Source organism: Williamsia sterculiae, assembly GCF_900156495.1.
Lineage (GTDB): Bacteria > Actinomycetota > Actinomycetes > Mycobacteriales > Mycobacteriaceae > Williamsia_B > Williamsia_B sterculiae.
The window spans coordinates 66,293-90,904 of sequence record NZ_FTNT01000002.1; the positions used below are offsets into that span (position 1 = coordinate 66,293).

Consider the following 24,612-nt stretch of genomic DNA (forward strand, 5'->3'; position numbering starts at 1 on the left):
CGTCGAGGCCGCCGAAGCGCTAGGCGCACCCGTTGGGCGCGGGTATCCCGTTCAATCGTCGTTCCAGCCAATTCCATTGCGCGGGATAACCTGTCAGCGCTCCGATCGCATGCTCGCCGGGTACCAGGGTGAACGACGAGTTCGCACCCAGTCGGCACTGCTCGACATGCAGGTTGATCGCACCCTGGACGGGGATCCACCATTCGTTGACACCCTGGTAGATGAACAACGGCGTACCCGCCTTGATGTTCTTGAGGCCCGTCTCCTTGTAGACCATGTCGGCCACCGGCGAGTGATAGGGATCCGGATCGCTGGAGAACACCTGCGTGGGAACCGGGATCGCGATCCGCCCCGCCTGTACACCGCAGAAGTCCTTGACCGGTGACGTGGAGAGCCACTTGCCCGCATTGTTCATGATGGTGAGCATCTCGGGATGTTCGCGGGCGATGCCCAGCTCCGCGGCCAGGAAGATCCCCGCCGCGAGATTGCCGTTCATGCTGTTGACCAGCATGTGGAAGTCGGCGGGCACGCCACCCAGAGCGGCGCCCACCAGCTGCGGCTTCAACTCCGGAGCATACGAGTCGATCTCCTTGACCGTCCCGTGTACGGCGATGGCGCCGCCGGAGTACCCGGTGAGGGCGGTCCGGCGTTTGGCGAAGTCCTTGGGTTCGACCTGTCCCATCGCCCGCAGCGAGTCCAGGGTGATCCGGCCGGCGACCGTCGGCTCACCGTAGGCCATCCGCGGTCCCTCGTGGTCGGGCAGGATCACCTCGTACCCGTTGAGCAGGGCATTGATCGTGTCCGGTGGGATGAAGTTGAACGTGCTCGTCTTGGTGCTGTAGCCGTGGGCGAACGAATACCCCGGGCTGCATTGCGCACCCAATGACACGATCGGGATGTCGTTGACCAGGATCGGGCGTGCGCCGGGTCCCTTCCAGACGTTGGCCGGGGTGATGATCGTGGCCGTGCCGAAGGACGGTGCATCATGAGAGTCGGTGGTGCGGAACTTGATCTGGGTGACCTTGGCCGTCGGCACGATGGACAGCAAGCGTCCGACCGGCGTGACGTCGCGCTTCTCCAGGAGTTGGCCCGGCTTCTTGGTGTCGAGACCGGACGGCCATTGGTCGAAGAAGCGATCGCCGGTGTAGGCGGGCAACAGTGCCGCACGGGTCTCCAGCGTCGCCTGGTCGAATCCGGCGTTGTAGGCCCGCGGCGGAATGGTTGCGAGGTGCGGGATCGGTGCCGGCGGAATCGCTTTGTCGATGCCCTGGACCACCGGCAACGGCAGCGGATCGTCGGGTGCGGCGGTCGCCTGTGCGGCCGGACCGAGACCGAGTACCAGCACTGCGGCACAAGCAGCCTGCAAGAAGCGTGTGGACGAACGCAATGGCTCTCCCCGAGAATGACCCCGACCGACGTGATGACGTGCGCGCCACCCGCGGATACGGGTCGAGCGCTCTGTGATCGTAAGCCATGTCGCGGAGAGTGGTGTCCGAACGGCGCCCGACGATCGACGGGTACCGAATGGGCCCGGGCCCGGTGACCCCGAACCCATTCGGTACCTCGTTGATCAGAGGATGGTCAGCATCTCGTTGTAGGTGGGCAACGGCCAGAGGTCGTCGGCAACCAGTCCCTCGAGCGCGTCGGCGGCGGCGCGCACCTCGAGCATCGCCGGGATCAGGGTGTCGAGCGCGTACTTCGACTCGTCGTATTCCGAGTCGCCGTGGAAGTTCTTGATGCCCTCCTCGAGAGTGGTCAGCGAACTCAGCAACTCGGCCAGGTGAGCGGTGATCTCCTCCAATACGGGGTTGGCCGACTCGATCCCGGCGGCTTTGAGGTTGGCGCTCACACCGCTGAGCTCACCCTGGTAACGGAACGTCGCGGGCAGGATCATCGTCTTGGCTATCTCGGCGGTCTCCTTGGCCTCCACCAAAATGGTCAGTGCGTACTGCTCGAAGATGACGTCCTCTCGCGCCTCGAGCTCGCGGGCGGACAGCACGCCGTACTTCTCGAACGCGGTGACGACGTCGGCATCCCCCAATTCGGTGACCGCGTCGACGGTGGTTCGCAGATTCTTCAGTCCGCGCGACCGGGCCTCGTCCTGCCATACGTCGGCGTAGCCGTCGCCGTTGAAGATCACCGCGCCGTGCTCGGTGATGATCTCCTGCAGCACCTGCTGGCAGGCGTCGGCGAAGGTGGTGCCGTCCGCCGTGAGCTTCTCGAGCTCCGTCGCGATGTGGTCGATGGAGTCGGCGAGCAGCACGTTGATCGCGACCATCGGGTCGGAGATCGACTGGTTGGAGCCCGGTGCGCGGTACTCGAATCGGTTACCGGTGAACGCGAACGGGCTGGTGCGGTTGCGGTCGCCGGGATCGGCTTTCAGCGGCGGCAACGTGTCCACACCCAGTTCGAGAACACCGGCTTCCTTGGACGCGGTGGCGCCGCCCTTGGCGATCTGGTCGAAGACATCCATCAGCTGACTGCCGAGAAAGATCGAGATGATTGCCGGAGGTGCCTCGTTGGCGCCGAGGCGATGATCGTTGGAGGCGGAGGCGACCACGGCCCGCAACAACCCGCCGAACTTGTGGACCCCCCGGATGATGGCTCCGCAGAAGACCAGGAACTGCATGTTGTCGTGCGGGGTGTCACCGGGGTTGAGCAGGTTCCCCTGATGCGAGTTACCCAACGAGAAGTTGACGTGTTTGCCCGACCCGTTGACGCCGGCGAACGGCTTCTCGTGCAGTAGACAGATCATGCCGTAGCGTTCGGCGACCTTCTTCATCGTCGTCATCATCAGCTGCTGATGATCGTGGGCGATGACCGACCGCTCGAACACCGGGGCCAGCTCGAACTGACCGGGTGCGACCTCGTTGTGCCGCGTCTTGGCGGGGATGCCCTGCTTGAACAGCTCGCGATCGAGTTCGATCATGAACGCGAGAACGCGGTCCGGGATCGCGCCGAAGTAGTGGTCGTCGAACTCCTGGCCCTTCGACGGTGGCGCGCCGAAGAGCGTACGTCCCGACGTCATCAGGTCGGGTCGGGCGTAGTAGAAGTTCTCGTCGATGAGGAAGTACTCCTGCTCGGCACCGGCGTAGGAGACCACCGTGTCGACGTCGGTGTGCCCGAACAGCTTCAGCAGGCGCATTGCCTGCTTGCTCATCGCCTGCTGACTGCGCAGCAGAGGTGTCTTCTTGTCCAGCGCCTCACCGGTCCAGGAGATGAAGATGGTGGGGATGCAGAGTGTGTTGCCGTTCGGGTTCTCCAGGATGTACGCCGGACTGGTGGCATCCCAACCGGTGTAACCGCGGGCTTCGAATGTGCCCCGCAGTCCGCCGTTGGGAAAGCTCGACGCGTCGGGCTCACCCTGCAGCAGCGTCTTTCCCTGGAACTCGGCCAGCGACAGACCGCTGGCGTCGGGCTCCAGGAACGAGTCGTGCTTCTCCGCAGTGAATCCGGTCAGGGGATAGAAGACGTGCGCGTAGTGCGACGCGCCCTTCTCGATGGCCCAGTCCTTCATCGCGGATGCGACGACGTCGGCGACGGTGGGGTCGAGGGGGGCGCCGTTGTCGATGGTCGCCATGATCTTCTTGTAGACCGTCTTGGGCAACCGGGCCTTCATCACCGACGGGCTGAACACCAGCTCCCCGAACATGTCGGCGATGTAGGTGTCGGTGTCACAGTGCGGGGTGCTGTGGCCGATCACTGCGTTGATGGCTTGACGGCGGGACTGGCTGCCACTCACGGCGTCCTCCTGGGGTGTCGGTCCCGTCGTGCGACGGAAGGTTTCAACGATGGGACGGTAGGAGAGCGAGATCGCCAGGGCGTTTCCGGTGCGTGACGGCCATGAAACGCGTGGTCGGTCTCCCGGACCGGTCTCCACGAGGCGGTACTCACCGGTGCCGTAGACTCCCCGAGCAGCGCTCTCGTAGCTCAGGGGATAGAGCACGGCTCTCCTAAAGCCGGTGTCGCAGGTTCGAATCCTGCCGGGAGCACCGAGGTATCTCTGCCACCCTCGGGGCGGCGTGCGCCCACTGTGTGTGAACGCGATCTGTGGGGGCGCACTCCGGCGCGGTAACAGCGCGGCGCCCACCGGCGACCACCCCGATGAGGGATCGCGACCGCAGAGCAGGTGGGCGCATGGTGGATTCCGACGACGGCGATATGCGGGCGGGCGATGTCGACCGAGCGTCGGCACTTGCCGATCTCGATCTGGCCTTCGTCGCCGGGCAACTCGACGTCACCGAACACGTGGAGCGCCTCGAACGGGCCAGGTCCGCCAGGACACTGGCCGAGCTGGCGTCATTGACCAGTGATCTCCGGATCCCACGCGCACCGGTGCCACCGCCGCCGCGACATCCTCTGGTGGCCTCCCCGTGGGCACTTGCCCTCGCCGGTGCACTGATGGTGGTCGCGATCTGCATTGCCGCCGGTGTGTTCACCACCGACGTCGAGAACCGCCGACCGGACAGACCGGTGGATCCGATGGTCGCGGGCGAACTCTTCACCGCCCACGGGATCGCAGAAGTGGTTCAGCGCACCAGGGAACGCTTCCACACCACCGTCGTCGAGGGGATCCACCTGTACCGCGACGAGGCCGAGCTACACGTCATCGATCCGTCGTCACCCACCGGCGGCGTGCACTACCAGTACTCACCGGGCGGCGACTTCCACAGCCCGGAGGTCTACAGCGGGCTCGCGGTCGATTCCGGTCTCCCGAACGAGTCGGTGGATCTCGCCGACGTCGACACCGAGCGCGTGGCGGACGTGATCGCATCGGCCCCCGAACGGCTGGGGATCGGCACGCCACAGGATGCCGGTCCCGCGTTCCGGGTGACGATCGGTGGCGATGACGGGGGCGAGATCTGGATCGGGGTCAACGGCGTCAGCATCGACTCGCATATGGTCACCCGGTTGGACGGGACGGTCAAGGGAGTCCACCGATGTGGATGGGGGTGTTGAGGGCGTCGGCTCGGTCGCCCGCGGTTCAGCAGTCGCTGTCGACGAAACTGCGTGGACCGGTGGCCACGTGCCCGACATCGCGGTGTGAGTCCGCATCATGCTCGGACCGCTGGGGGAGCACGTGCGGTTTGTGCAACGCCACCGGCGGTAGATGTACCTCGTTCTGCTCCGCCGATCGTTGCGCCTCACCCGATCCGAACAACGCGACCAGGACCGCACCGACCACGGCCAAGCCGAAGCCGGTCACACCCAACCATTCACGGCCGGCAACGGTGCTGTCCCCGAGTAGGACCACCCCGACGATTCCGGGCAGCGCCGTCTCCCCGACGACCATCGCCGCCGTCGAACCGTTCACCGCGCCCAGCTGCAGTGCGACGGTGTGCAGGTAGAAGCCGAACGCCCCTGCGATCGCGATGGTCCAGGCCGCGGGGTCGACGATCAGATGCGACAGCGAGAACGGCGACACCCCGTCGAGCACGCGAACCGCGATGGCGATCGCACCGAACAGCACACCCGCGGCCGCGCCTGCGGCCACCGACCCGCCCTTGCCCAGGCGCCGCACCGTCAGCAACGAGATCGCGACGACTCCCACGGTCGCGATCAACAGACCGGTGCGGAACGGCAGGCTGACGTGGGTGGTACCGCCCGCGTGCGCGGCGGTTCCGAGCATGCAGAGCGCCAGGAGAACCAGTCCGATGGCGGCCCAGTCACGCGTGTGCAGGTGAATGCCCAGGACCGTGGTGCCCAGCACCGCGGTCACCACCAGATTGCCTGCGACGATGGTCTGTGACAGGAACAACGGCAGCATCCGCGCCGCGCCCGCTCCGGCGGCGAAACCCAACACGTCCATGATGGCCCCGAGGACGAACACCCCCGTGAGCGCGGCGGCGATGGTGGACTTGAGCGTCGGGTGACCACTGGTGGTGGTCAACGCATTGCTGCCGTCCGCTTCGGCAGTCGCCTGGCGCGCCCCCATCGTCTGCATGACCGACGACAGGCCGTACCCGATCGCTGCGAGGACACCCAGCCCGATTCCGACGACCACCGATCAGCTCCTCCCGGACGGCCCTGGGGCGCGACCACGCGGTTTTCTCATCTGCTTCTCAGGATTGAGAACCTGCACACCGTCCCAGATATTTCCTGAGTGGCGCAAACCTTTTTGCCCGCCGAACAGGGTCGGGGCAGCGCGGCGCATGGTCAGTACGGTGAGCGCATGCCCGGGCACTCGACTGATGTGAATTCTTCCGATGCGTGAGTTACGCGTCATCGGCATCGGACCCGGCGATCCCCGTCTGCTCACCCTCGCGGCCGTCGACGCGATGCAGGGCGTCGACGCGTTCTTCGTGCTCGACAAGACCGAGACCACCCCGGGTGCGGAGTCGCTGGTCGACCTTCGACGGCAGATCTGTGAGCAGCACATTCGCGGCGACCATCGGTTCGTCGAGATCGCCGACCCGCCTCGAGATCGCCGACCCGACGACTACCGCGCCGAGGTGTTGCGCTGGCATGCGGCCCGCACCGAGGTGATCGAGGTGGCGCTGCTCCGCGAGCTCGGTGACGACGGGGTGGGTGCGATCCTCGTCTGGGGCGACCCGGCGCTGTACGACAGCACCCTGCGGATCGTGGACGCCATCGTCGCCCGCGAGCGGCTGCCGCTGCGGGTCATCGTGATTCCCGGTGTGACCAGCGTCTCAGTGTTGACCGCCGCTCACCGCGTCGTCGCTCATCGGGTCGGTGAGCCGGTACACATCACCACCGGACGGCGCCTCGCGTCCACCCCGCCCGACGACGACCGCAATCAGATCGTCATGCTCGACGCGGCGTGCACGTTCATGCAGACGGCTGCGGCCGAGGACGAGATCTGGTGGGGTGCCTACCTCGGCACCCCGGACGAGCTGTTGATCGCCGGGACGGTGGGTGAGGTGGGGGAGCGGATCGTCCGGACCCGGCTGGCCGCGCGTGAACGCCACGGCTGGATCATGGACATCTATCTGCTGCGCAAGCCGTGAGCGGGACAACGGCGAGCGCCGTCGCCCGGCGCCGTCGCCGACCGGGCTGCGTCACCAGATCTGGGCGAGCGACTCGAGCACGCGGTCGCGGATCTCCATCCGACAGATGACGAAGTCCGGCAAATACGGGTCCGGCCGGTTGTAGAGCAGCGCGGAACCGTCCAGTCGGCTGCAGTGCAGTCCGGCCGCCTCGGCCACCCCGACCGGCGCACAGTTGTCCCATTCGTACTGGCCGCCGCCGTGGACATAGGCGTCGGCGGCGCCACGCACCACCGCCATCGCCTTGGCGCCCGCCGACCCGACGGCGAACATCCGCAGACCCAGCGCGCGTGCCACCCATGCCGATTCGTACCCGGCGCCGTACAGCGAGGTCACCATTCGCCCTGACAACTCGTCGGGCAGGGGGTCCACCACATCGGTGCGGTACAACTCGCCGCGCCCGGGCAACGAGACCGCGCAGGCGTCGGGGCGGCCGTCGACGGTGAGCGCGATGTGCACGGCCCAATCGTCGGTGCCCCGGGAGAACTCGCTGGTCCCGTCCAGCGGGTCGATGACCCACACGCGGCGGGACCGCAGCCGAACCGGATCGTCGGGCGCCTCCTCCGACAGCACCGCGTCGTCGGGGCGATGGGTGCGCAACACGGCGGCGATCCATTGCTGGGCCATCGCGTCACCCACGTCACCGAGGGCGCGACCGGTCAGCAGTCGCTGATGGCGCACGCCGAGCAGGATCCGCCCCGCGCCCTCGGCGATGTGTGCGGCGAGGTCGAGATCGCTGTGGCGCGGAACGTTCGAGCGCAGACGTCGGCCGGCATCCATCGTGCGTGCCTCCTCCCGCCGCGGTCTGGGTCTGCGTGAACCCTAGATCGCATCACCCCGACGACGTCATGCAGGCACCGCACGTCGAGGGTGGGTGGCAAACTGAGACCATGCCCGAACTACCCGAGGTGCAGGCCATCGCCGACTATGTCGACGGCCGCGCCGCGGGGTTGCCCATCAGGCGGGTGGACGTGGCCTCGTTGGCGGTGTTGAAGACGGCCGACCCGCCGTACAGCGCGCTCGCCGGTCGCATCGTCGACAGGGTGTGGCGCATCGGGAAGTACCTCATCGTCACCACCACCGACCCCGCGGTCGGCGGTGTCGATGAGATCCATCTGATCATCCATCTGTCCCGAGCCGGATGGCTGCGCTGGTCCGATCACCTGTCGCAGACCCCGCCGCGGCCCGGGGGCAAGGGGCCGATCGCGTTGCGGGTGCACTGTGGGCTCCCCGGCGAGGGCTTCGACGTCACCGAGGCCGGGACGCAGAAGCGCCTCGCGGTGTGGATCACCCGCGACCCCGCCACCGTCGATCGCATCAACACCCTGGGTCCCGATGTCCTGGGCCTGTCCCGCGACGAGCTCGCCGCAGTTTTCGCCGATACCGCCGGCCGGATCAAGAACGTCCTCACCGACCAGCGGACGGTGGCAGGTGTGGGCAACGCGTACAGCGACGAGATCCTGCACACCGCGAAGCTGTCCCCCTTCGCCTCCGCGAGATCTCTCGACGACGACCAGCTCACCCGCCTGCACGGTGCGATCGGTGAGGTCCTCACCGGCGCGATCGCCCGACTCGAAGGCCAGGAGGTCGCGAAGCTCAAGGGCGAGAAGAGATCCGGCCTGCGGGTGCACGCCAGGACAGGTATGCCCTGTCCGGTGTGTGGCGATACCGTGCGCGAGGTCTCGTTCGCCGACCGTTCCTTCCAGTACTGCCCGACCTGCCAGACCGGGGGTCGAGTGCTCGCCGACCGGAGGATGTCGCGCCTGCTCAAGTGACGCGGGCTCGCACGCCCCTTGCCGCGTCGGCACAGATAAAGTTAGCCTAACCTTCATGACGACGACACGGCGGTGTGCCGGTGCTCTGCTCTCCGTGGCCCTCCTGGTGGGGGTGGCCGGCTGCACCTCACCGTCGCCGACCGGTGATGCGGTCTCGACGTCGGCGGCTCCCGTCGTCGTCGACCACCAATTCGGTTCGACGACGATCCCGGCCAACCCGCGCAGGGTGGTGACCATCGGGTCGGGTTGGTCGGACACCCTGGTCGAGCTGGGGGTCCCGATCACCGCCGAATTCGTCGTGCAGGGATATGCAGGCCCTGACAACCGCTTCGCCTGGACTCCGCGTCACGACTCGACCGTCATCCCGTATGCGGCTTCCGCGGGAGCACCGGGCGTCGCCGACGTCGCGAGATTCGCCCCTGACGTCATCCTCGCCGGGTACCTGCCCGATCAGGGTGTCTACGAACAACTGTCCAAGATCGCCCCCACCGTGCCGGTGATGGCCAAGGGTGCGGTGAACGACTCGTGGCAGGACCTGACCATCGTGGCGGGCAAGATCTTCGGCAAGCAGCAACGAGCACGACAGGCCGTCGACGATGTGGACACCCGGGTCGCGGCGGTGGCCGCCGAATACCCCGCCGCGCGGCGCAAGACCTTCAGCTTCGGTCAGCTCACCGCGGACCGACAGTTCGGTGTGGTGGCCTCCAGCGGCGATCCGTCGTCGCGGTTGCTCGAACAGGTCGGTCTGACCCTCGATCCCGCGGTCCGGAACACCGGGGCCAACGGTCAGCGGGTCATCGTGTCGGCCGAGCGCATCGACCTGTTGCGCTCCGACCTGCTCATCTTCTGGCCGCTGGTCGGGGGACCGGAGACCTTTGCCGCCATCCCGGGCTGGAACGACCTGCCCGCGGTGCGGTCCGGGGCCACGGTCTTCCTGACCAACGACGATGCCAGTGGATTCGGGGCGCCGTCGGTGCTGTCGGTGCCCTGGGCCGTCGAGAAACTGCGCCCCGCGCTGGCGAGACTGCGATGAGGCGGGCATCAGCAATCACATGGGAGTGACATGACGACAGGCACCGACGCGACGCGGACCATCAAGGCGGCGATTCGCCGCCGGGCTCAACGCACCGAGCTGCGCACCGCGCGGACGACCGTCGTCGACACCGTGATCTTGACGCGGGACTTCACCCGGTTGACGCTGCGCACCGACGATCTGGGTGACTACCACCCCGAGCCCGCCGATGCGTTCAAGCTCATGTTGCCGATCGACGACGGTGCCCGAACCGACCATCCGAGACGTGGTGACGACGGTCTGCCCCGATGGCCGGAGGGGGCGACTCAGCCCGTACTGCGGGCTCTCACCGTACGGCACTTCGACCCCGCACGCGGTCTCCTGACCGTTGATGTCGCGAGACATCAGACCGGTCCGCTGATGTCGTGGCTGGCCACGGTGCGGCCCGGTGATGCCGTCGACCTTGCCGGAATGCGCGCGGAATGGCATCTGCCGCAGGAGATTCGGGATGTGATCCTGATGGTCGACGGCAGCGGGTTGCCCGGTGCGGCCGGCATCGTGGAGCGACTACCCGACCACGTCACGGTCATCGTCTACGTGATCGACTGCCCTCGAGACGATCTGGTCCTGATACCGGCACACCCGCGACTGTCGGTGATCCGGGTCGGTGCCGCGCATGACATCGGTCATCAGACACCGCGGGCGGTCCGCGCGCAACGGCGGGTGCAGGTGTGGATCGCCGCGGAGACCGGCGACGTGCGGGTGCTGCGGAGCGTCGTCACCCGCCGGTGGCACGTTCCCGGCGACGACATCCTGGCTCGCGCCTACTGGACGTCGGGACGCAGCAGCACCGACGTGGACGCGACCAACCTGGTGCGTTACCAACACGCGATCGCGGGTGGGGCGGACGTGCACGACCCGGTGCTGGCCGAGAACATCGACCTGGACACCTAGCAGAGCGACGCCTATCCCGTGGGTGTCGCCACGGGGCTCGACGCCGGTGCGGGCGCAGGGCTCGACCAGACCACCGGTGATGCCTTGTAGTTCAACGACGAATCACCGGTGGTGTCGGCCCAGTAGATGACCTTGTCGGGGACCGTCCCGGGATCCACCACTGCCACCACGCAGGTGGCGATCGAATCGCCGCGTTTCGCGGTTTTGGGCGTCGGGTTGGCCACGCATCGGGAGAAGTTGTCGGGCGGCGCGACGGTTCGGGTGGGTGTGCGACCGTCGCTGCTGGCGGAGAAACCCTCGGTGGATGGTGCGGGCACAGCCTTGTCGGCGAGTTGGCTGATGGTCAGGTGCACGTAGAAGGGGTCACCGCCTTTGGTCAGGCTGCTCGGCAGTTCCGACCGCGAACCCGGCTCGACCCCGGTCACCGTGAACATCGCCAGCTGACCGGTTGCTCGGAACGCGTCGGCAGGCAGATAGGCGCTCTGCCCCCAGGTCAGCGTTGTGCCCGGTGGGGTGCGATCGGGGGCGCCCGTGGGAACCGTCACGTCGGCGGAGACGGGCACCGGCACGGTGCGCAGCGACGAACTCGGTGCGGGGGAGTTGGTGGTACCGGCACACCCCGCCACCGCGAGCGACGCGATCGCGCCGACCACGCCGAGTCGCAGGACGCGACCGTGAACCGAGGCCGGAGCGCGCAACGAAGACATGCCGGAATCGTATGCGTAGAGCGCCCGCGAAGCGGGTAGGTGGACGATCGGGGCGTCACCAGCGACGGACGGTGAGTCCGCGGGCGGCGCAGACGCCTGCGAGCAGACCGTCCAGGACACCGCGGTCGCGAATGGTGACATCCGGGGCGACCACTGACAGGGTCACCGTGTCGGCGGACCGGATCAGCCACATGTCGGCGGTGGTCCTGCGCGCGCTCGCGTGAGCCGGGGTCGACGACGGCCGCATGGCGCGGACGGCGACACCGTCGGCACCCAGCGAGGACAATCCGGCCGGGACGTCGCCGAGGATCGATACCATCGCGTCGGCGGCACCCGGTTCCGGAACGAGTCGACGCGACAACCGGGGACCGATCAACTGCAAGATCTCCGGGGGAACATCGGCAGGCGCCCCGACCGATTGACCCGCGAGCATGCATCCGTGCACAGCGGTGGGATCCGCCCAGTCTTCGGGTCCGCGCAGGCGCACCGCATCGGTGCTGACCGCGTTGGCGCCGACACCCCCGGCCCGCGCGACTCGGGGGACGAACACGTCCAGGGGACCCGGTTCGCCGCGCACCCGGGTGACCAGGTCGGCGATCAGCACGACGGCCAGGTCGGCATCGGAGCCGGCACCGGTCGCGCGGTCCCACGCGACGGCGTCGATGTCGATCACCGTCGTCGCCTCGCGCCACGTCGGGTCCACCGCGGTGGTGTTACCTGCGGTCTGCGTCGAACCCCGCGACGCGCGCATCTCCGCCACCAGCTGTGTGCGTTGCGCCCGCGGTGCCCGGATGAGTTGTCGAGCGGTGCGGGTCACACCACCGACGACCAGCCGGGCGAGGGTGACGGCATCTCGCAGATCGTCTCCGGCGGTAGGCGTGCGGATCGCCGGGGCGCGCGTCTCGGACGTCAATGCGTCGGCCGCCGCCGCCAGCATGCTCATCCCATCGGCCACGGCGTGGGCGCAGACCAGGCTGAGTATCGAACCCCCACCGGCGACGTGACCGATACGCAGTTCCCACACCGGGCCCTTCTCGACATCGAGTGGGGTGCGAGCACAGTCATCGGCCCAGGTCACCACGTTCGCCACGTCGTCGACCAGCAGTGGGCTGACGATGACATCGCGGTGGAACCAATTGCGCGCGAGCGGGACACGCGACCGAGAAATACCCGACGACAGCGGTCCGCCGGCGAGTGACGCGTACGCGTCCGCGAGGTCCTCGGGAGTGACCCGATGGGGGACACGGGCCAGGCCCTGCATCACCACCGGGGTGCCACCGCCGGTGTGTTCGCGGTAGAAGATCTCGTCCACCACGCCGAGACGGCGGACCCCGGTCATCGATCAGACGCTGCGCCCGCGGTGCGTCCGATACCAGCGGACCAGCGCGTCGGTCGACGAATCAGACTGTGGCGACGGCGAATCAGAGGACGTGATGACACTGAGCAACTCCTTGGCCTGGGTCTTGCCGAGCTCCACGCCCCACTGGTCGAAGGAATTGATCCCCCAGATGGCCCCCTCGACGAAAACCTGGTGTTCGTACAGGGCGATGAGTTGCCCGATGACCGACGGGGTCAACTCCGGGGCCAGGATCGACGTCGACGGGCGGTTGCCGGGCATCACCTTGTGCGCGACGACCGCCGGGTCCACGCCCTCGGCTGCGACCTCGTCGGCGGTCTTGCCGAAGGCCAGCACCTTTGTCTGTGCGAAGTAGTTGCTCATCAGCAGGTCGTGCATCGACCCGGAGCCATCGGCCTCGGGCAGATCGTCCGTGGGGCTGGCGAATCCGATGAAATCGCTGGGGATCATGCGGGTGCCCTGGTGTAGCAACTGGTAGAACGCGTGCTGGCCGTTGGTGCCGGGTTCGCCCCAGAACACCGCGCCGGTGTCGGTGGTGACGTGATGACCTTCAGAGGTGACCGACTTGCCGTTGGACTCCATCGTCAGCTGCTGGAGATACGCCGCGAAGCGGGCCATGTCCTGCGAGTAGGGCAGCACCGCGCGCGAGGTGGTGTTCCAGAAGTTGTTGTACCAGACGCCGATCAACCCCAGGATGACCGGCGCGTTCTGCTCCATCGGCGCGGTGCGGAAGTGTCGGTCCACCAGATTGAACCCGTGCAGGAACTCCGCGAACTGCTCCTTGCCGATGGCCGCCATCACCGACAGGCCGATTGCCGAGTCCACCGAGTAGCGACCGCCGACCCAGTCCCAGAAGCCGAACATGTTGTCGGTGTCGATACCGAACTCGGCGACCTTCTCGGCGTTGGTGCTCACCGCGACGAAGTGTTTCGCGACGGCGTCGGCGTAGGCGGAACCTTCACCGCTGTCGGAGTCGTCGATGCCGAGACCGTCGAGCAACCAGCGACGAGCCGCGACGGCGTTGGTGATGGTCTCCAGGGTGGTGAATGTCTTGGACGCGACGACGAACAGGGTGGTGGCCGGGTCGAGGTCGGCCACGGTGGCCACCAGATCGGCAGGGTCGACGTTGGAGATGAAACGGCACTGGATGTCGGCGTCGACGTAATGGCGCAGTGAGCCGTACACCATCGCGGGTCCGAGGTCGGATCCACCGATGCCGATGTTCACCACGGTGCGGATCCGCTCGCCGCTGTGGCCCTTCCAGTCACCGCTGCGCAGCTCGTCGGTGAACGCACCCATCTTGTCGAGGACCTCGTGCACGTCGGTCACCACGTTCTGGCCGTCCACGGTCAGGGTGGCGTCCGCGGGCAGCCGCAGCGCGGTGTGCAGGACGGCGCGGTCCTCGGAGGTGTTGATGTGTTCACCCCAGAACATCGCGTCACGTTTGGTCTCGAGGTCGGCCGCGCGGGCCAGGTCGAACAGCAGGCTGAGCGTCTCGCGCAGCACCCGGTGTTTGGAGTAGTCGATGTGCAGATCGCCGACGTCGACGGTCAGTTCCTCGCCGCGTTGCGGGTCCACTGCGAACACCTCGCGCAGATGCATCGCGAACACGTGCGGCTGATGGGCCGACAGCTCCTGCCAGGCGTGGCTACCGGTGATGTCGGTCTCGATGGTCTCGCTGCTCATGACGTCGTACGACCCCTTGTACGTGGTGCCCGGCTGTCCCGGACAGAAATGGGCTGGCTCACCGTCGAGCCTAGTCGGCCCGCCCCGGCGCTCACCGGGGATGACCCCGAACCGCGTTCAGCGTCCCAGTGGGCCACGGCCGAGACGTAGCAGCGTCATCGCCAGGGTGTGCCCCTCCTGGCCGAGCTCGGCGAATCGGTCGAGCACCTTGACCTCGCGGCTGTGCACCAGCCGGGGGCCGCCGGACGCCATCCGTGCCCTACCGACCTTCTTGGACACCGCGGTGCGTCGTTTGACCGCGGCCAGGATGATGGCGTCGAGGCGGTCGATCTCCTTGCGTAGGTCGTCGATGTCGTCGGGGATGTGGTCGACGTTCAGATCCAGTCCCACAGCCGACAGGTCGAGATCGGGATTGCTCACGAAGGGTGATCTTGCCACGCTGCCACACTGTGGGTGTGACGGTCACTGTTCGCGGGCGCCCCGCAGTAGTCGCCGCGGTCTTGGTGGTCTGCTTCGTGGTGGTACGTGTCTGGCTGGCCGCGCACGGTGGCTTCTACTGGGACGACCTCCGCTTCATCGCCCGCGCCGGGGCGCAGCAGTGGTGGTCGCCGTCGTATCTGTTCGCCGATCAGGACGGCCACCTCATGCCGGGCGCATTCCTGGTGGCCGGCCTGTCGACCCGAGCGGCCCCGTTGAGTTGGGTGATCCCGGCGACCACGCTGGTGGTGCTGGCCGCGCTCGCCGCGGCTGCGGTCTGGCGGATGCTGACGATCCTGCTGCGCGCGGGGGGTCGGGAGCCCGGTTGGGCGGGGCCGATGTCGCTGGCGGCGTTCCTGTTCACGCCGTTGGCGGTGCCCGCGTCCCTGTGGTGGTCGGCGGCCCTCAACGCCCTGCCCCTGCAGGCCGCGCTGGCCTGGGTGATCGGGGATGCGGTGTTGATGGCCGGAGGGACCGTCGATCGCCGCCGGCTGGTGATCCGCGCGGTGCTGGTCTATCTGATGGGGCTGGCGTTCTTCGAGAAGTCAATGGTGATCCCGTTCGCGGCGGCGGCCGTGGTGGTGGTGTCCGCGGCCACCGTCGGGGTGTCGGTGCGTACTGCGCTACGCCGGACGGCCACGTTGTGGGGATCGTTGATCGCGGTGACGGTGGTCTGGCTGGGGATCTACTGGGCGGTCGCCGGACCCGGCGCCGGTGAACACACGGCGGCCCAGACGTGGACCCTGTGGTGGCGCACGGTCGAGCGTGGGCTGATCCCGTCGCTCGTCGGTGGTCCGTGGCGGTGGGAGCGGTGGGTGCCCAGTCCACCGTTCGCGCAGCCCGCCGGGTGGATGATCGCGGCCGGCTGGGTGATACTCGCCGCCGCTGTCGGGTGGTTGCTGGTCCGGCGGGTCCACGGGTGGACGCTGCCGGTGCTGCTGGTGGGTTATCTGGTGGTGTCCCAGGTCCCGCCGCTGTGGTTCCGGTCGAGTGCCGACACCGCGCCCGAACTGGCCCAGACCATGCGGTACCTGCCCGATGTCGCGGTGCTGCTGGCGGCGCTCATCGCGGTGGCGTCGGCGGGCCGATCCCGGTCGGTCGGTCGAGGGTTCGGTCGTGTTCCCCGGGCGGCGGTCACCGGGTTGATGTGCTGTCTGGTCGTATCGGGACTGGTCTCGACGATCGGGTTCGCGCGGTCATGGGATCGGAACCCGACCGCCGACTATCTGTCGACCGCCCGTACGTCGCTGGCCGACGCCGACGTACCGCGGATCCTCGACCAGCCGCTGCCGTTGGAGGTGTTGTTGCCGGTCGCCTACCCCGACAACCAGGCCGGCAGGGTGTTCGCCGCCCTCGACCGCCGTCCGCACATCGGCGACTGGGCCGACGCGCCGTTGCGCGTCCTCGACACCCGCGGACATCTCGCGCCGGGCACGGTCACCCCAGCCCGCACGTTTGGCGCCGGTCAGGGCACCTGCGACCGACCGGAGGTCACCACGCCCACCACCGTCGCCCTGTCCGGCCCGCTGCTGCGGTGGCGATGGACCGTCGAGATCCCGTACTGCGCGACCATCGCGGGTCGGATGGACGTGGGTCTGACCTCCTCGCGGACGGTGTCGGTGCCCGTGCGACCGGGTCTGCACGTGGTCTACGTCCAGATGGACGGGGAGGGAATCGACCTGCGGATACATCCGGTGACCGCGGGACTGGCGCTCCATCTCGGCGGTGGCACGGTCGGGGAGGTCGCGCAAGCGTCGCTGGTGCCCTGAACGGGTCGGTCGGATGATCGACGGTCGATCGAACGAGTGTTCGGGGCGTCGCAGTGGTGCTGTCGCCCCGCCGGGGTAGCCTGGACAACTGATGACTTCAGCACCGAACCCCGCTCTGCCCGGCCTCGCCCGGGGCAATCTGGAGTTCGACGACTCCGCCGACCGCGGCCTCAGCGCCCCGGGTCGCGAGGTCCTCGAGGGACTCAATCCGCAGCAGCGTGCCGCGGTGGTGCACACCGGCGTGCCGTTGCTGATCGTCGCGGGCGCCGGCTCGGGCAAGACCGCGGTGCTGACCCGGCGGATCGCCTTCCTGCTGGCCGAACGCGACGTCTCGCCGGGCCAGATCCTGGCCATCACCTTCACCAACAAGGCGGCCGCGGAGATGCGCGAGCGGATCGTCGGGTTGGTGGGTCCCCGAGCCAACCGGATGTGGGTGTCGACCTTCCACGCCACGTGTGTGCGCATTCTGCGCGCGCAGTCCGGTCTGCTCGGCAACCGCAACTCGAATTTCTCCATCTACGACGCCGACGACTCGCGCCGACTGCTCGGGATGATCGTCCGCGACCTCGAACTCGACCCCAAGAAGTTCAGCCCCCGCGGCACCTCGGTGCACATCTCCAACTTCAAGAACGAACTCGTCGATCCGGAGACCGCCACCGCACAGGCGGCCGAGAAGGACGACGAGACGCTGAAGACACTCGCGCGCATCTACACGCTCTATCAGCAGCGACTGCAGGCGGCCAACGCCTTCGACTTCGACGACCTGATCGGTGCGACGGTCACGCTGCTACAAACTCATCCACAGGTCGCGGAGTACTACCGCCGACGGTTCCGTCACGTTCTCGTCGACGAGTACCAGGACACCAACCACGCCCAGTACGTCCTGGTGCGCGAGCTCGTCGGCACCGACGTCGGAACCGGGGTCGCCGTCGCGCCGTCGGAGCTGTGCGTGGTCGGCGACGCCGACCAGTCGATCTACGCCTTCCGCGGCGCCACCATCCGCAACATCGAGGAATTCGAACGCGATTTCCCGAACGCGGAGACGATCCTGCTGGAACAGAACTACCGGTCCACCCAGACCATCCTGTCGGCGGCCAACGCGGTCATCGCGCGCAACGCCGGTCGGCGGGACAAGCGGCTGTGGACCGATTCCGGTGACGGCGAGCTCATCGTCGGGTACGTCGCCGACACCGAACACGACGAGGCGACCTTCATCGCGGGTGAGATCGACTCACTCAGCGACTCCGGCGAGTTCGGCTACGCCGACGTGGCCGTGTTCTACCGGACCAACAACAGCTCGCGTTCGTTGGAGGAGATCTTCATCCGCCACGGCATCCCGTACAAGGTGGTCGGCGGGGTCCGGTTCTACGAGCGCAGAGAGGTCCGCGACGTCGTCGCCTACCTGCGGGTGGTGGCCAATCCGGATGACACGGTCAGTCTGCGTCGTATCCTCAACACCCCCCGCCGCGGGATCGGCGACCGCGCCGAAGCCTGCGTCGCGGTGCACTCGGAGAACACGGGGGTGTCGTTCTATCAGGCTCTGCTCGACGGCGCCGAAGGCAAGGTGCCGCTGCTGAACACTCGCGCGGTCAAACAGATTGCCCGGTTCGTCGAGCTGATCGAGGGATTGCGTTCGGACTTCCTGGTCGCCTTCGGCGCCGCGGGATCGCCCGAATCCGATGTCGCGGTGATCGACGCCGGCACCGAGTCCGCCGACATCGGTGACCTGACGGAGGCCATCGTCGCGCGTACCGGTTATCGCGACGAGCTCGAGGCCTCCAACGACCCACAGGACGGGGCCCGGCTCGACAACCTCAACGAGTTGATCTCGGTGTCGCGCGAGTTCAGCGCCGACGCCGCGGGCATCGACCCCGACGATCGTCCGGAACCCGCCGACGGTGAACCCGAACCCGGTTCGCTCGCGGCGTTCCTGGAGAAGGTGTCTTTGGTCGCCGATGCCGATCAGGTGCCCGACGAGGGCTCCGGCGTGGTCACCCTGATGACACTGCACACCGCCAAGGGGTTGGAGTTCCCGGTGGTGTTCGTGACCGGTTGGGAGGACGGGCAGTTCCCGCACATGCGCGCCCTCGGCGACCCCGCCGAACTCAGTGAGGAGCGCCGCCTGGCCTACGTCGGGATCACCCGTGCCCGGCAGCGGTTGTACGTGACCCGCTCGGTGGTGCGCTCGGCCTGGGGGCAGCCGGTGCAGAACCCCGAATCACGCTTCCTGCAGGAGATCCCGCAACACCTGGTGGACTGGCGGCGCACCGAACCGCGCCGCGACAGCAGTCGGTACGGCAGCCGTGGAGGGGTGTTCGGTGGGGGGTCGTTCGGTGCCGGCGGTCGCGGGGGGGACGCGATCGGTTCCGGGCGCCGCCCCGACTCCCGAGGGCCCGATTTCCGTGGACGCAGCTCGTACTCTGCCGACCCCACCCGAGGTCGCAACAAGCGCGTCGATGTCGCGGTGGGCGACCGGGTGACCCATCCCAAGTACGGGATGGGAAAGGTGGTCGGGAAAGAGGGGAACGGGCCCACCGAGCGGGTGACCTTCGATTTCGGGACCGCGGGACGCATCACGCTGATGGCGCTGGGCGGGCTGCCCGTGGAGAAGCTCTGACCCGGACGACGCCGGATCCGGTGTCTCAGCCGGTGTAGCCGGCGAGTACCACGCCGTGCTGCGCCAGCCACGGGGCCGGATCGATCTTGGTGACGCCGTTCTTCCACACCTCGAAGTGACAGTGGGGGCCGGTCGACTGACCGTCGCTGCCGACATGTCCGATCACGTCGCCGGCGGTGACATGCTGGCCCTTGCTGACGTTCACACCGTCGCTGAACATGTGGCCGTAGACGGTGATCGTGCCGTCGGGGGCCTTCACCTGGATCCAGTTGCCGAAGCCGGACGCCGGCCCGGCCTCGACAACCACGCCGTCGGTGGCGGCGTGGATAGGGGTGCCCAGCGGCGCGGCCATGTCGATGCCTGCGTGGAACGAGCCCCAACGGCCGCAGTAGCACGAGGTGAAGTCATAGGCCCCCAGCGCGACCGGGGAGACGTAGAAGGGCCGACGCGACGCCGCGTCCTTGGCCGCGTTGTCCTTGGCCAGCGCCTCACCCGCAGCGAGTTGGTCGGCGAAATTCCGTAGATCCTTCGACGGCGTCCCGGCGACCACACCGGGGCCGGTGTCGGGGACGACCGCGGCCCGCGCAGGCTGGTCGGACGCCTTGTCCTCGGTCTGGTGCGCGGTGAACTGTCCGGTGGCCGCTGCGACGGCGGCACCGGCAGCCATCGCGATCAGGGCGGCGCGGCCGCCCTTGAGGCCGCTGGGGGGTGCGGCGAGGCGGTGCCTGCCGCCCCGGCGCGGACGGGCGGGGGAGGCAGCCGGAACGTAGACGTAGTCGTCGTATTCGGCGCCGTCGACGTCGAACGGGTCGTGGTGGGTGTCCTCGTCGAACTCGTACTCGGGGAGCAGTATGTCCTGCGTGGTCTCGGCAGGCGACGGGATGCTGGGCCGGCGGGGCGGCGACCAGGGCTCGGTGATGCTGTCCGCGTAGGCGCGGTAGGCGGTCTCGTACCGGTCGAACTCATCGATCGGGATGATCGAGGTGATCTCCTCGGCGCCAAACCCATCTGCGCTACGTTGAAGTGATGGATTACCATCGTGAAAGTCGGACTCCGCTGGTCTGGATTGCGTGGTGGCCACACCCGACGGTCCACGTGATGCCAAAACTCACAACCCTTCTACAGCAGACTCCGCGAGTGACTTCCCCCGCGATCACGAAGTGACGAAACCTGTGACGGTCCCGTGACCCGTGGCCCCGCCGACGGTAACGAAACGATTGCGGCCAGTGCAACCGCAAGGCATGCAATACTGCCGTATGTGACCTGCTTCACAGTCGGCGGGGGTCGACGAATCCGAGACCCGCAATTGCGCATCCACCGCACTGCGGGTGACCGCGTCGTCGACCGACCGAGTGATCTGTCGCACATGGTGCGGAGGTCCTCACAATGTGGCTGAACGGCAGGATTACAGTCCGATGTGGCCCGCATGACTATGGCCCCGCGGGGCACGAACGACAGCGACAACGACTCTATTGGGCGGGCGAATCTACGAGATGGTGAGCTGAATGGATCTCTTCGAATACCAGGCGAAGGAACTGTTCGCCGACCACGGAGTACCCACCACACCCGGGCGTGTCACCGACACCGCCGAGGGCGCCAAGGCCATCGCCGAGGAGATCGGCAAGCCGGTGATGATCAAGGCGCAGGTGAAGGTCGGTGGCCGCGGCAAGGCCGGCGGCGTGAAGTACTCCGAGGACGCCGCTGCTGCGGAGGCGAACGCCGAGGCCATCCTGGGCCTGGACATCAAGGGCCACGTGGTGAAGAACCTGCTCGTTGCGGAAGCGGCCGACATCGCGGAGGAGTACTACATCTCCTTCCTGCTCGACCGCACCAACCGCACCTACCTCGCCATGTGCTCGGTCGAGGGTGGCGTGGAGATCGAGGTCACCGCCGAGGAGAACCCGGATGCGCTGGCCCGCATCCCGGTCGACGCGGTCACCGGTGTCGACCTCGCCTTCGCCCGCACGATCGCCGAGGCGGGCAAGCTGCCCGCCGAGGTGCTCGACGCCGCGGCCAACACCATTCAGAAGCTGTGGGAGGTCTTCGTGAAGGAAGACGCCCTGCTGGTCGAGGTGAACCCGCTGGTCCGTACCCCGGACGACCAGATCCTGGCCCTCGACGGCAAGGTCACGCTGGACGCGAACGCCGACTTCCGGCACCCGAACCATTCCGCGTTCGAGGACCGCGACGCGACGGATCCCCTCGAGTTGAAGGCCAAGGAGAACGACCTCAACTACGTCAAGCTCGACGGCGAGGTCGGCATCATCGGGAACGGCGCCGGGTTGGTCATGTCCACCCTCGACGTGGTCGCGTACGCGGGTGAGGACCACGGCGGGGTCAAGCCGGCGAACTTCCTGGACATCGGCGGCGGCGCATCCGCTGAGGTGATGGCCGCGGGTCTCGACGTGATCCTCGGTGACGACCAGGTCAAGAGCGTCTTCGTCAACGTCTTCGGCGGCATCACCGCCTGCGACGCGGTCGCCAACGGCATCGTCGGCGCGCTGGACAAACTCGGTGCGGATGCCAACAAGCCGTTGGTCGTGCGTCTGGACGGCAACAAGGTCGAGGAGGGTCGTCAGATCCTCGCCGACGCCGACCACCCGCTGGTGACGCTGGCCGACACCATGGACTCCGGCGCTGACAAAGCTGCCGAACTGGCGAGCAAGTAAGGGAGCGGCGGATACATGTCTATCTTCTTGAACAAGGACAACAAGGTCATCGTCCAGGGCATCACCGGTGGCGAGGGGACCAAGCACACCGCGCTGATGCTCAAGGCGGGGACCCAGGTGGTCGGCGGGGTGAACGCGCGGAAGGCGGGCACCACCGTCAGCCACACCGCACAAGACGGTGCCGACGTGGAACTGCCGGTCTTCGGCAGCGTGTCGGAAGCGATCGACAAGACCGGGGCCGATGTCTCGATAGCCTTCGTGCCGCCGAAGTTCGCCAAGGACGCCATCATCGAGGCGATCGACGCCGAGATCCCGTTGCTGGTGGTCATCACCGAGGGCATCCCGGTGCAGGATGCCGCCTACGCCTGGGCCTACAACACCTCGAAGGGTCAGAAGACCCGCATCATCGGGCCGAACTGCCCCGGGATCATCACCCCGGAAGAGGCGCTTGTCGGCATCACGCCCAACAACATCACCGGTAGCGGGCCGATCGGCTTGGTGTCCAAGTCGGGCACGCTGACCTATCAGATGATGTACGAGCTGCGCGATCTCGGCTTCTCCACCGCCATCGGCATCGGCGGCGACCCGGTCATCGGCACCACTCACATCGACGCCATCGAGGCGTTCGAGAAGGACCCCGACACCAAGGTCATCGTGATGATCGGTGAGATCGGCGGTGACGCCGAGGAACGCGCCGCCGACTACATCAAGGCCAACGTGTCCAAGCCGGTCGTCGGCTACGTCGCGGGCTTCACCGCGCCGGAGGGTAAGACCATGGGTCACGCGGGCGCCATCGTATCCGGCAGTTCCGGTACGGCCGCCGCCAAGAAGGAAGCCCTCGAGGCCGCGGGTGTCAAGGTGGGCAAGACGCCGACCGAGACGGCCGAGCTGGCCCGCGAACTCTACAACGCGCTGTAAGAATCTCGCGATCACGCCCGTGGGGCGCACCGGACGTCCGGTGCGCCCCACGGGCGTTGTGGTCGTCCCGATCCGAGTGGACACCGCTCGGGTAGACTCCCGTCGATCATGACCGCACCGGTGAACCGCCCCGCACCCGCGACACAGCGGGGTCGGGCGAAGGCCGCGCGAAGGCAGGAGTTGCTCACCGCCGCGGCGCATCTGATGGCCGAGCGTGGGTTCTCCGCGGTTCGGTTGGAGGACATCGGCGCCGCCGTGGGAATCAGCGGTCCGGCGATGTACCGACACTTCGCAGGCAAGGACGACGTGCTCGCCGAGATCCTGGTCGACATCTCCGAGCGGTTGCACGACGGGGGAGTCGCGGTGGTCGATGCCGCACCGGACGCACGAACCGCGCTCGACGGGCTGATCGATTTCCACATCCGTTTCGTACTCACCGAACCCGATCTCATCCGGGTGCAGGACCGCGATCTGAGCTCGTTGCAACCCGTCGCGAACAAGACGGTGCGGTCGCTGCAGCGCCGCTACGTCGAACTGTGGACCGACACACTGCTGGTGGTGACCGGGGTGCAACCGGTCAGCGAGGCGCGGCTGCGGGTGCAGGCCGTCTTCGGGCTGCTGAACTCCTCACCCCGGTTACCCGACGTCCCCCGTCAGCGGGCGGGCCAGCTGCTCGCGAACATGGCACTCGCGGCCCTTGCGGTGGGTAACCGAGTTCCTGAGCCTGAGTAACAACTCGGTGCGTAATGAAATCTTTTGAATCGCAAGTTATTTCAAATGATGATCGTTCGACGCACAACTAGGTGCCACCGTTCGGTTGTTGTTCACCTGGCTCGGTCAAGATTCGCGCGTTCCACTGATTTCGCCCGCGGGATCGCGAGGTCAGACAACCGATTTCGATCGACCACCGTTACGACGGTGACGATCACGAGTCTTCGAAAGAGGATCAGATGAGCAGGATTCACCGGGCGCTGCGCCGAGCAGCTACGCTCAGTGCGATGACCGCGGCGGGTGTCGCAGCGGTGGGTTTGGTCACGCAGGGCGCGGCATCGGCCGATGCGTTCGTGAAACTGCCCAACGGTCAGCAGCAGGGTGACGGGCTGACCCTCACCCGGACCAACGAGTCGGCGCAGATCTCACCGTCGTTGGCCGCGAACGGCATCGGGCGCACCGCGTGGGTATCCGCGGACATCACCCTGGTGGCCAAGGGTCTGACCGCGTCCCCGACCAAGCCCAACAACGGCCCCAGTGGCGAGACAGCCCTCCCGGGCTCCAACGGAGCATCCAACGACGGTTCGGCGGCGACTCTGTCGACCGGTTACATCGTCGGCTGCCAGGTGGCCATCGGCAGCCTGACCCTGGGTGGCGGCGGTGCGCTGAGTGGGCTCGGCGGCGTGACGCCGTCGCTGAACCTGACGGGTTCTCTTGCTGTTCCCATCACCCCGGGATCGGTGACGTTCGCTCCGATCGGTTACAAGGACATCTCCAAGTCGGGCACATACCACTACGGCTACAGCCGGTTCCAGCTCGCGATCCAGGGTTGCGGTGGTTACGCGCAGGCCCGGGCCTACACCGTGGTCGAGACCACCGGTGACGACCATCAGAAGGTGACCCTGTACGGCAAGCCCTTCTCCATCGGCTGATCCCACCCCTTCACACGAGCT

At 67.4% G+C, this 24,612-nt stretch carries 20 protein-coding genes and 1 tRNA gene; 12 read left to right on the forward strand and 9 right to left on the reverse strand.

Annotated features, from left to right (window positions below; genetic code table 11):
* Window positions 1–19: 19 nt before the first annotated feature.
* Window positions 20–1,387 (reverse strand): lipase family protein, encoded by a 1,368-nt coding sequence (locus BW971_RS03125; protein ID WP_234974212.1) that lies wholly within the window; start codon window positions 1,385–1,387, stop codon window positions 20–22.
* A gap of 183 nt (window positions 1,388–1,570) precedes the next feature.
* The gene (locus BW971_RS03130; RefSeq protein ID WP_143690183.1) at window positions 1,571–3,742 is read right to left on the reverse strand and encodes a glutamine synthetase III family protein; all 2,172 of its coding nucleotides are present in this window, start codon (window positions 3,740–3,742) and stop codon (window positions 1,571–1,573) included.
* Window positions 3,743–3,919: 177 nt separating this feature from the next.
* Between BW971_RS03130 and BW971_RS03135 the strand changes: the two genes are divergently transcribed.
* Window positions 3,920–3,992: transfer RNA gene (locus tag BW971_RS03135), tRNA-Arg, on the forward strand.
* A gap of 145 nt (window positions 3,993–4,137) precedes the next feature.
* Window positions 4,138–4,959 carry a DUF1707 SHOCT-like domain-containing protein gene (locus BW971_RS03140; protein ID WP_076476558.1) on the forward strand — a complete coding sequence of 274 codons (822 nt, stop codon included), beginning with the start codon at window positions 4,138–4,140 and terminating at the stop codon, window positions 4,957–4,959.
* 25 nt (window positions 4,960–4,984) lie between these two features.
* On the opposite strand, the gene BW971_RS03145 is transcribed toward BW971_RS03140, so the two are convergent.
* Window positions 4,985–6,004 (reverse strand): hypothetical protein, encoded by a 1,020-nt coding sequence (locus BW971_RS03145; RefSeq protein ID WP_076476560.1) that lies wholly within the window; start codon window positions 6,002–6,004, stop codon window positions 4,985–4,987.
* Window positions 6,005–6,206: 202 nt separating this feature from the next.
* Between BW971_RS03145 and cobF the strand changes: the two genes are divergently transcribed.
* Window positions 6,207–6,968: a precorrin-6A synthase (deacetylating) gene (cobF, locus tag BW971_RS03150; RefSeq protein ID WP_076476561.1), complete on the forward strand. Its 762-nt coding sequence runs from the start codon at window positions 6,207–6,209 to the stop codon at window positions 6,966–6,968.
* A 51-nt stretch (window positions 6,969–7,019) separates the two neighbouring features.
* On the opposite strand, the gene BW971_RS03155 is transcribed toward cobF, so the two are convergent.
* Window positions 7,020–7,787, reverse strand: a complete 768-nt coding sequence (locus BW971_RS03155) for a 3'(2'),5'-bisphosphate nucleotidase CysQ (RefSeq protein ID WP_200799349.1) — start codon at window positions 7,785–7,787, stop codon at window positions 7,020–7,022.
* Window positions 7,788–7,897: 110 nt separating this feature from the next.
* Here BW971_RS03155 and BW971_RS03160 point away from each other — a divergent pair, with 110 nt between their 5' ends.
* The 3 genes from BW971_RS03160 to BW971_RS03170 are packed head-to-tail and all read left to right on the forward strand — an operon-like array spanning window position 7,898 to window position 10,748.
* Window positions 7,898–8,782 carry a DNA-formamidopyrimidine glycosylase family protein gene (locus BW971_RS03160; RefSeq protein WP_076477288.1) on the forward strand — a complete coding sequence of 295 codons (885 nt, stop codon included), beginning with the start codon at window positions 7,898–7,900 and terminating at the stop codon, window positions 8,780–8,782.
* Window positions 8,783–8,837: 55 nt separating this feature from the next.
* A complete protein-coding gene (locus tag BW971_RS03165) occupies window positions 8,838–9,815 on the forward strand; it encodes an ABC transporter substrate-binding protein (RefSeq protein ID WP_076476563.1) in 978 nt (325 codons plus the stop codon).
* A gap of 30 nt (window positions 9,816–9,845) precedes the next feature.
* A complete protein-coding gene (locus BW971_RS03170) occupies window positions 9,846–10,748 on the forward strand; it encodes a siderophore-interacting protein (RefSeq protein ID WP_076476565.1) in 903 nt (300 codons plus the stop codon).
* A gap of 11 nt (window positions 10,749–10,759) precedes the next feature.
* Here BW971_RS03170 and BW971_RS03175 read toward each other — a convergent pair whose 3' ends face one another.
* From BW971_RS03175 to BW971_RS03190, 4 genes are all read right to left on the reverse strand, one after another.
* On the reverse strand, window positions 10,760–11,455 hold the full coding sequence (locus BW971_RS03175) for a hypothetical protein (RefSeq protein ID WP_234974213.1): 696 nt from the start codon (window positions 11,453–11,455) through the stop codon (window positions 10,760–10,762).
* A gap of 55 nt (window positions 11,456–11,510) precedes the next feature.
* Entirely contained in the window at window positions 11,511–12,794 is a 1,284-nt protein-coding gene (locus BW971_RS03180; RefSeq protein WP_076476567.1) for a hypothetical protein, read from the reverse strand.
* Between the two features lie 3 nt (window positions 12,795–12,797).
* Window positions 12,798–14,498: a glucose-6-phosphate isomerase gene (gene pgi, locus BW971_RS03185; protein WP_076476569.1), complete on the reverse strand. Its 1,701-nt coding sequence runs from the start codon at window positions 14,496–14,498 to the stop codon at window positions 12,798–12,800.
* A gap of 117 nt (window positions 14,499–14,615) precedes the next feature.
* Entirely contained in the window at window positions 14,616–14,918 is a 303-nt protein-coding gene (locus tag BW971_RS03190) for a chorismate mutase (protein ID WP_234974247.1), read from the reverse strand.
* 35 nt (window positions 14,919–14,953) lie between these two features.
* On the opposite strand from BW971_RS03190, the gene BW971_RS03195 reads away from it, so the two are divergent.
* The gene (locus BW971_RS03195) at window positions 14,954–16,744 is read left to right on the forward strand and encodes a hypothetical protein (RefSeq protein WP_076477292.1); all 1,791 of its coding nucleotides are present in this window, start codon (window positions 14,954–14,956) and stop codon (window positions 16,742–16,744) included.
* A 91-nt stretch (window positions 16,745–16,835) separates the two neighbouring features.
* Window positions 16,836–19,361 (forward strand): UvrD-helicase domain-containing protein, encoded by a 2,526-nt coding sequence (locus BW971_RS03200; RefSeq protein WP_143690184.1) that lies wholly within the window; start codon window positions 16,836–16,838, stop codon window positions 19,359–19,361.
* A gap of 25 nt (window positions 19,362–19,386) precedes the next feature.
* On the opposite strand, the gene BW971_RS03205 is transcribed toward BW971_RS03200, so the two are convergent.
* Window positions 19,387–20,442, reverse strand: a complete 1,056-nt coding sequence (locus BW971_RS03205; RefSeq protein ID WP_083709239.1) for a M23 family metallopeptidase — start codon at window positions 20,440–20,442, stop codon at window positions 19,387–19,389.
* A gap of 424 nt (window positions 20,443–20,866) precedes the next feature.
* Between BW971_RS03205 and sucC the strand changes: the two genes are divergently transcribed.
* The 4 genes from sucC (at window position 20,867) to BW971_RS03225 (ending at window position 24,591) form a co-directional block, all read left to right on the forward strand.
* Window positions 20,867–22,030, forward strand: a complete 1,164-nt coding sequence (sucC, locus tag BW971_RS03210; protein ID WP_076476573.1) for an ADP-forming succinate--CoA ligase subunit beta — start codon at window positions 20,867–20,869, stop codon at window positions 22,028–22,030.
* A gap of 15 nt (window positions 22,031–22,045) precedes the next feature.
* Entirely contained in the window at window positions 22,046–22,948 is a 903-nt protein-coding gene (sucD, locus tag BW971_RS03215; protein ID WP_076476575.1) for a succinate--CoA ligase subunit alpha, read from the forward strand.
* 108 nt (window positions 22,949–23,056) lie between these two features.
* Complete coding sequence (locus tag BW971_RS03220; protein ID WP_076476576.1) at window positions 23,057–23,680, forward strand: TetR/AcrR family transcriptional regulator; 624 nt, start codon at window positions 23,057–23,059, stop codon at window positions 23,678–23,680.
* 218 nt (window positions 23,681–23,898) lie between these two features.
* Window positions 23,899–24,591, forward strand: coding sequence for an MspA family porin (locus BW971_RS03225; RefSeq protein ID WP_076476578.1), 693 nt, complete (start codon window positions 23,899–23,901; stop codon window positions 24,589–24,591).
* Window positions 24,592–24,612 lie beyond the last annotated feature (21 nt).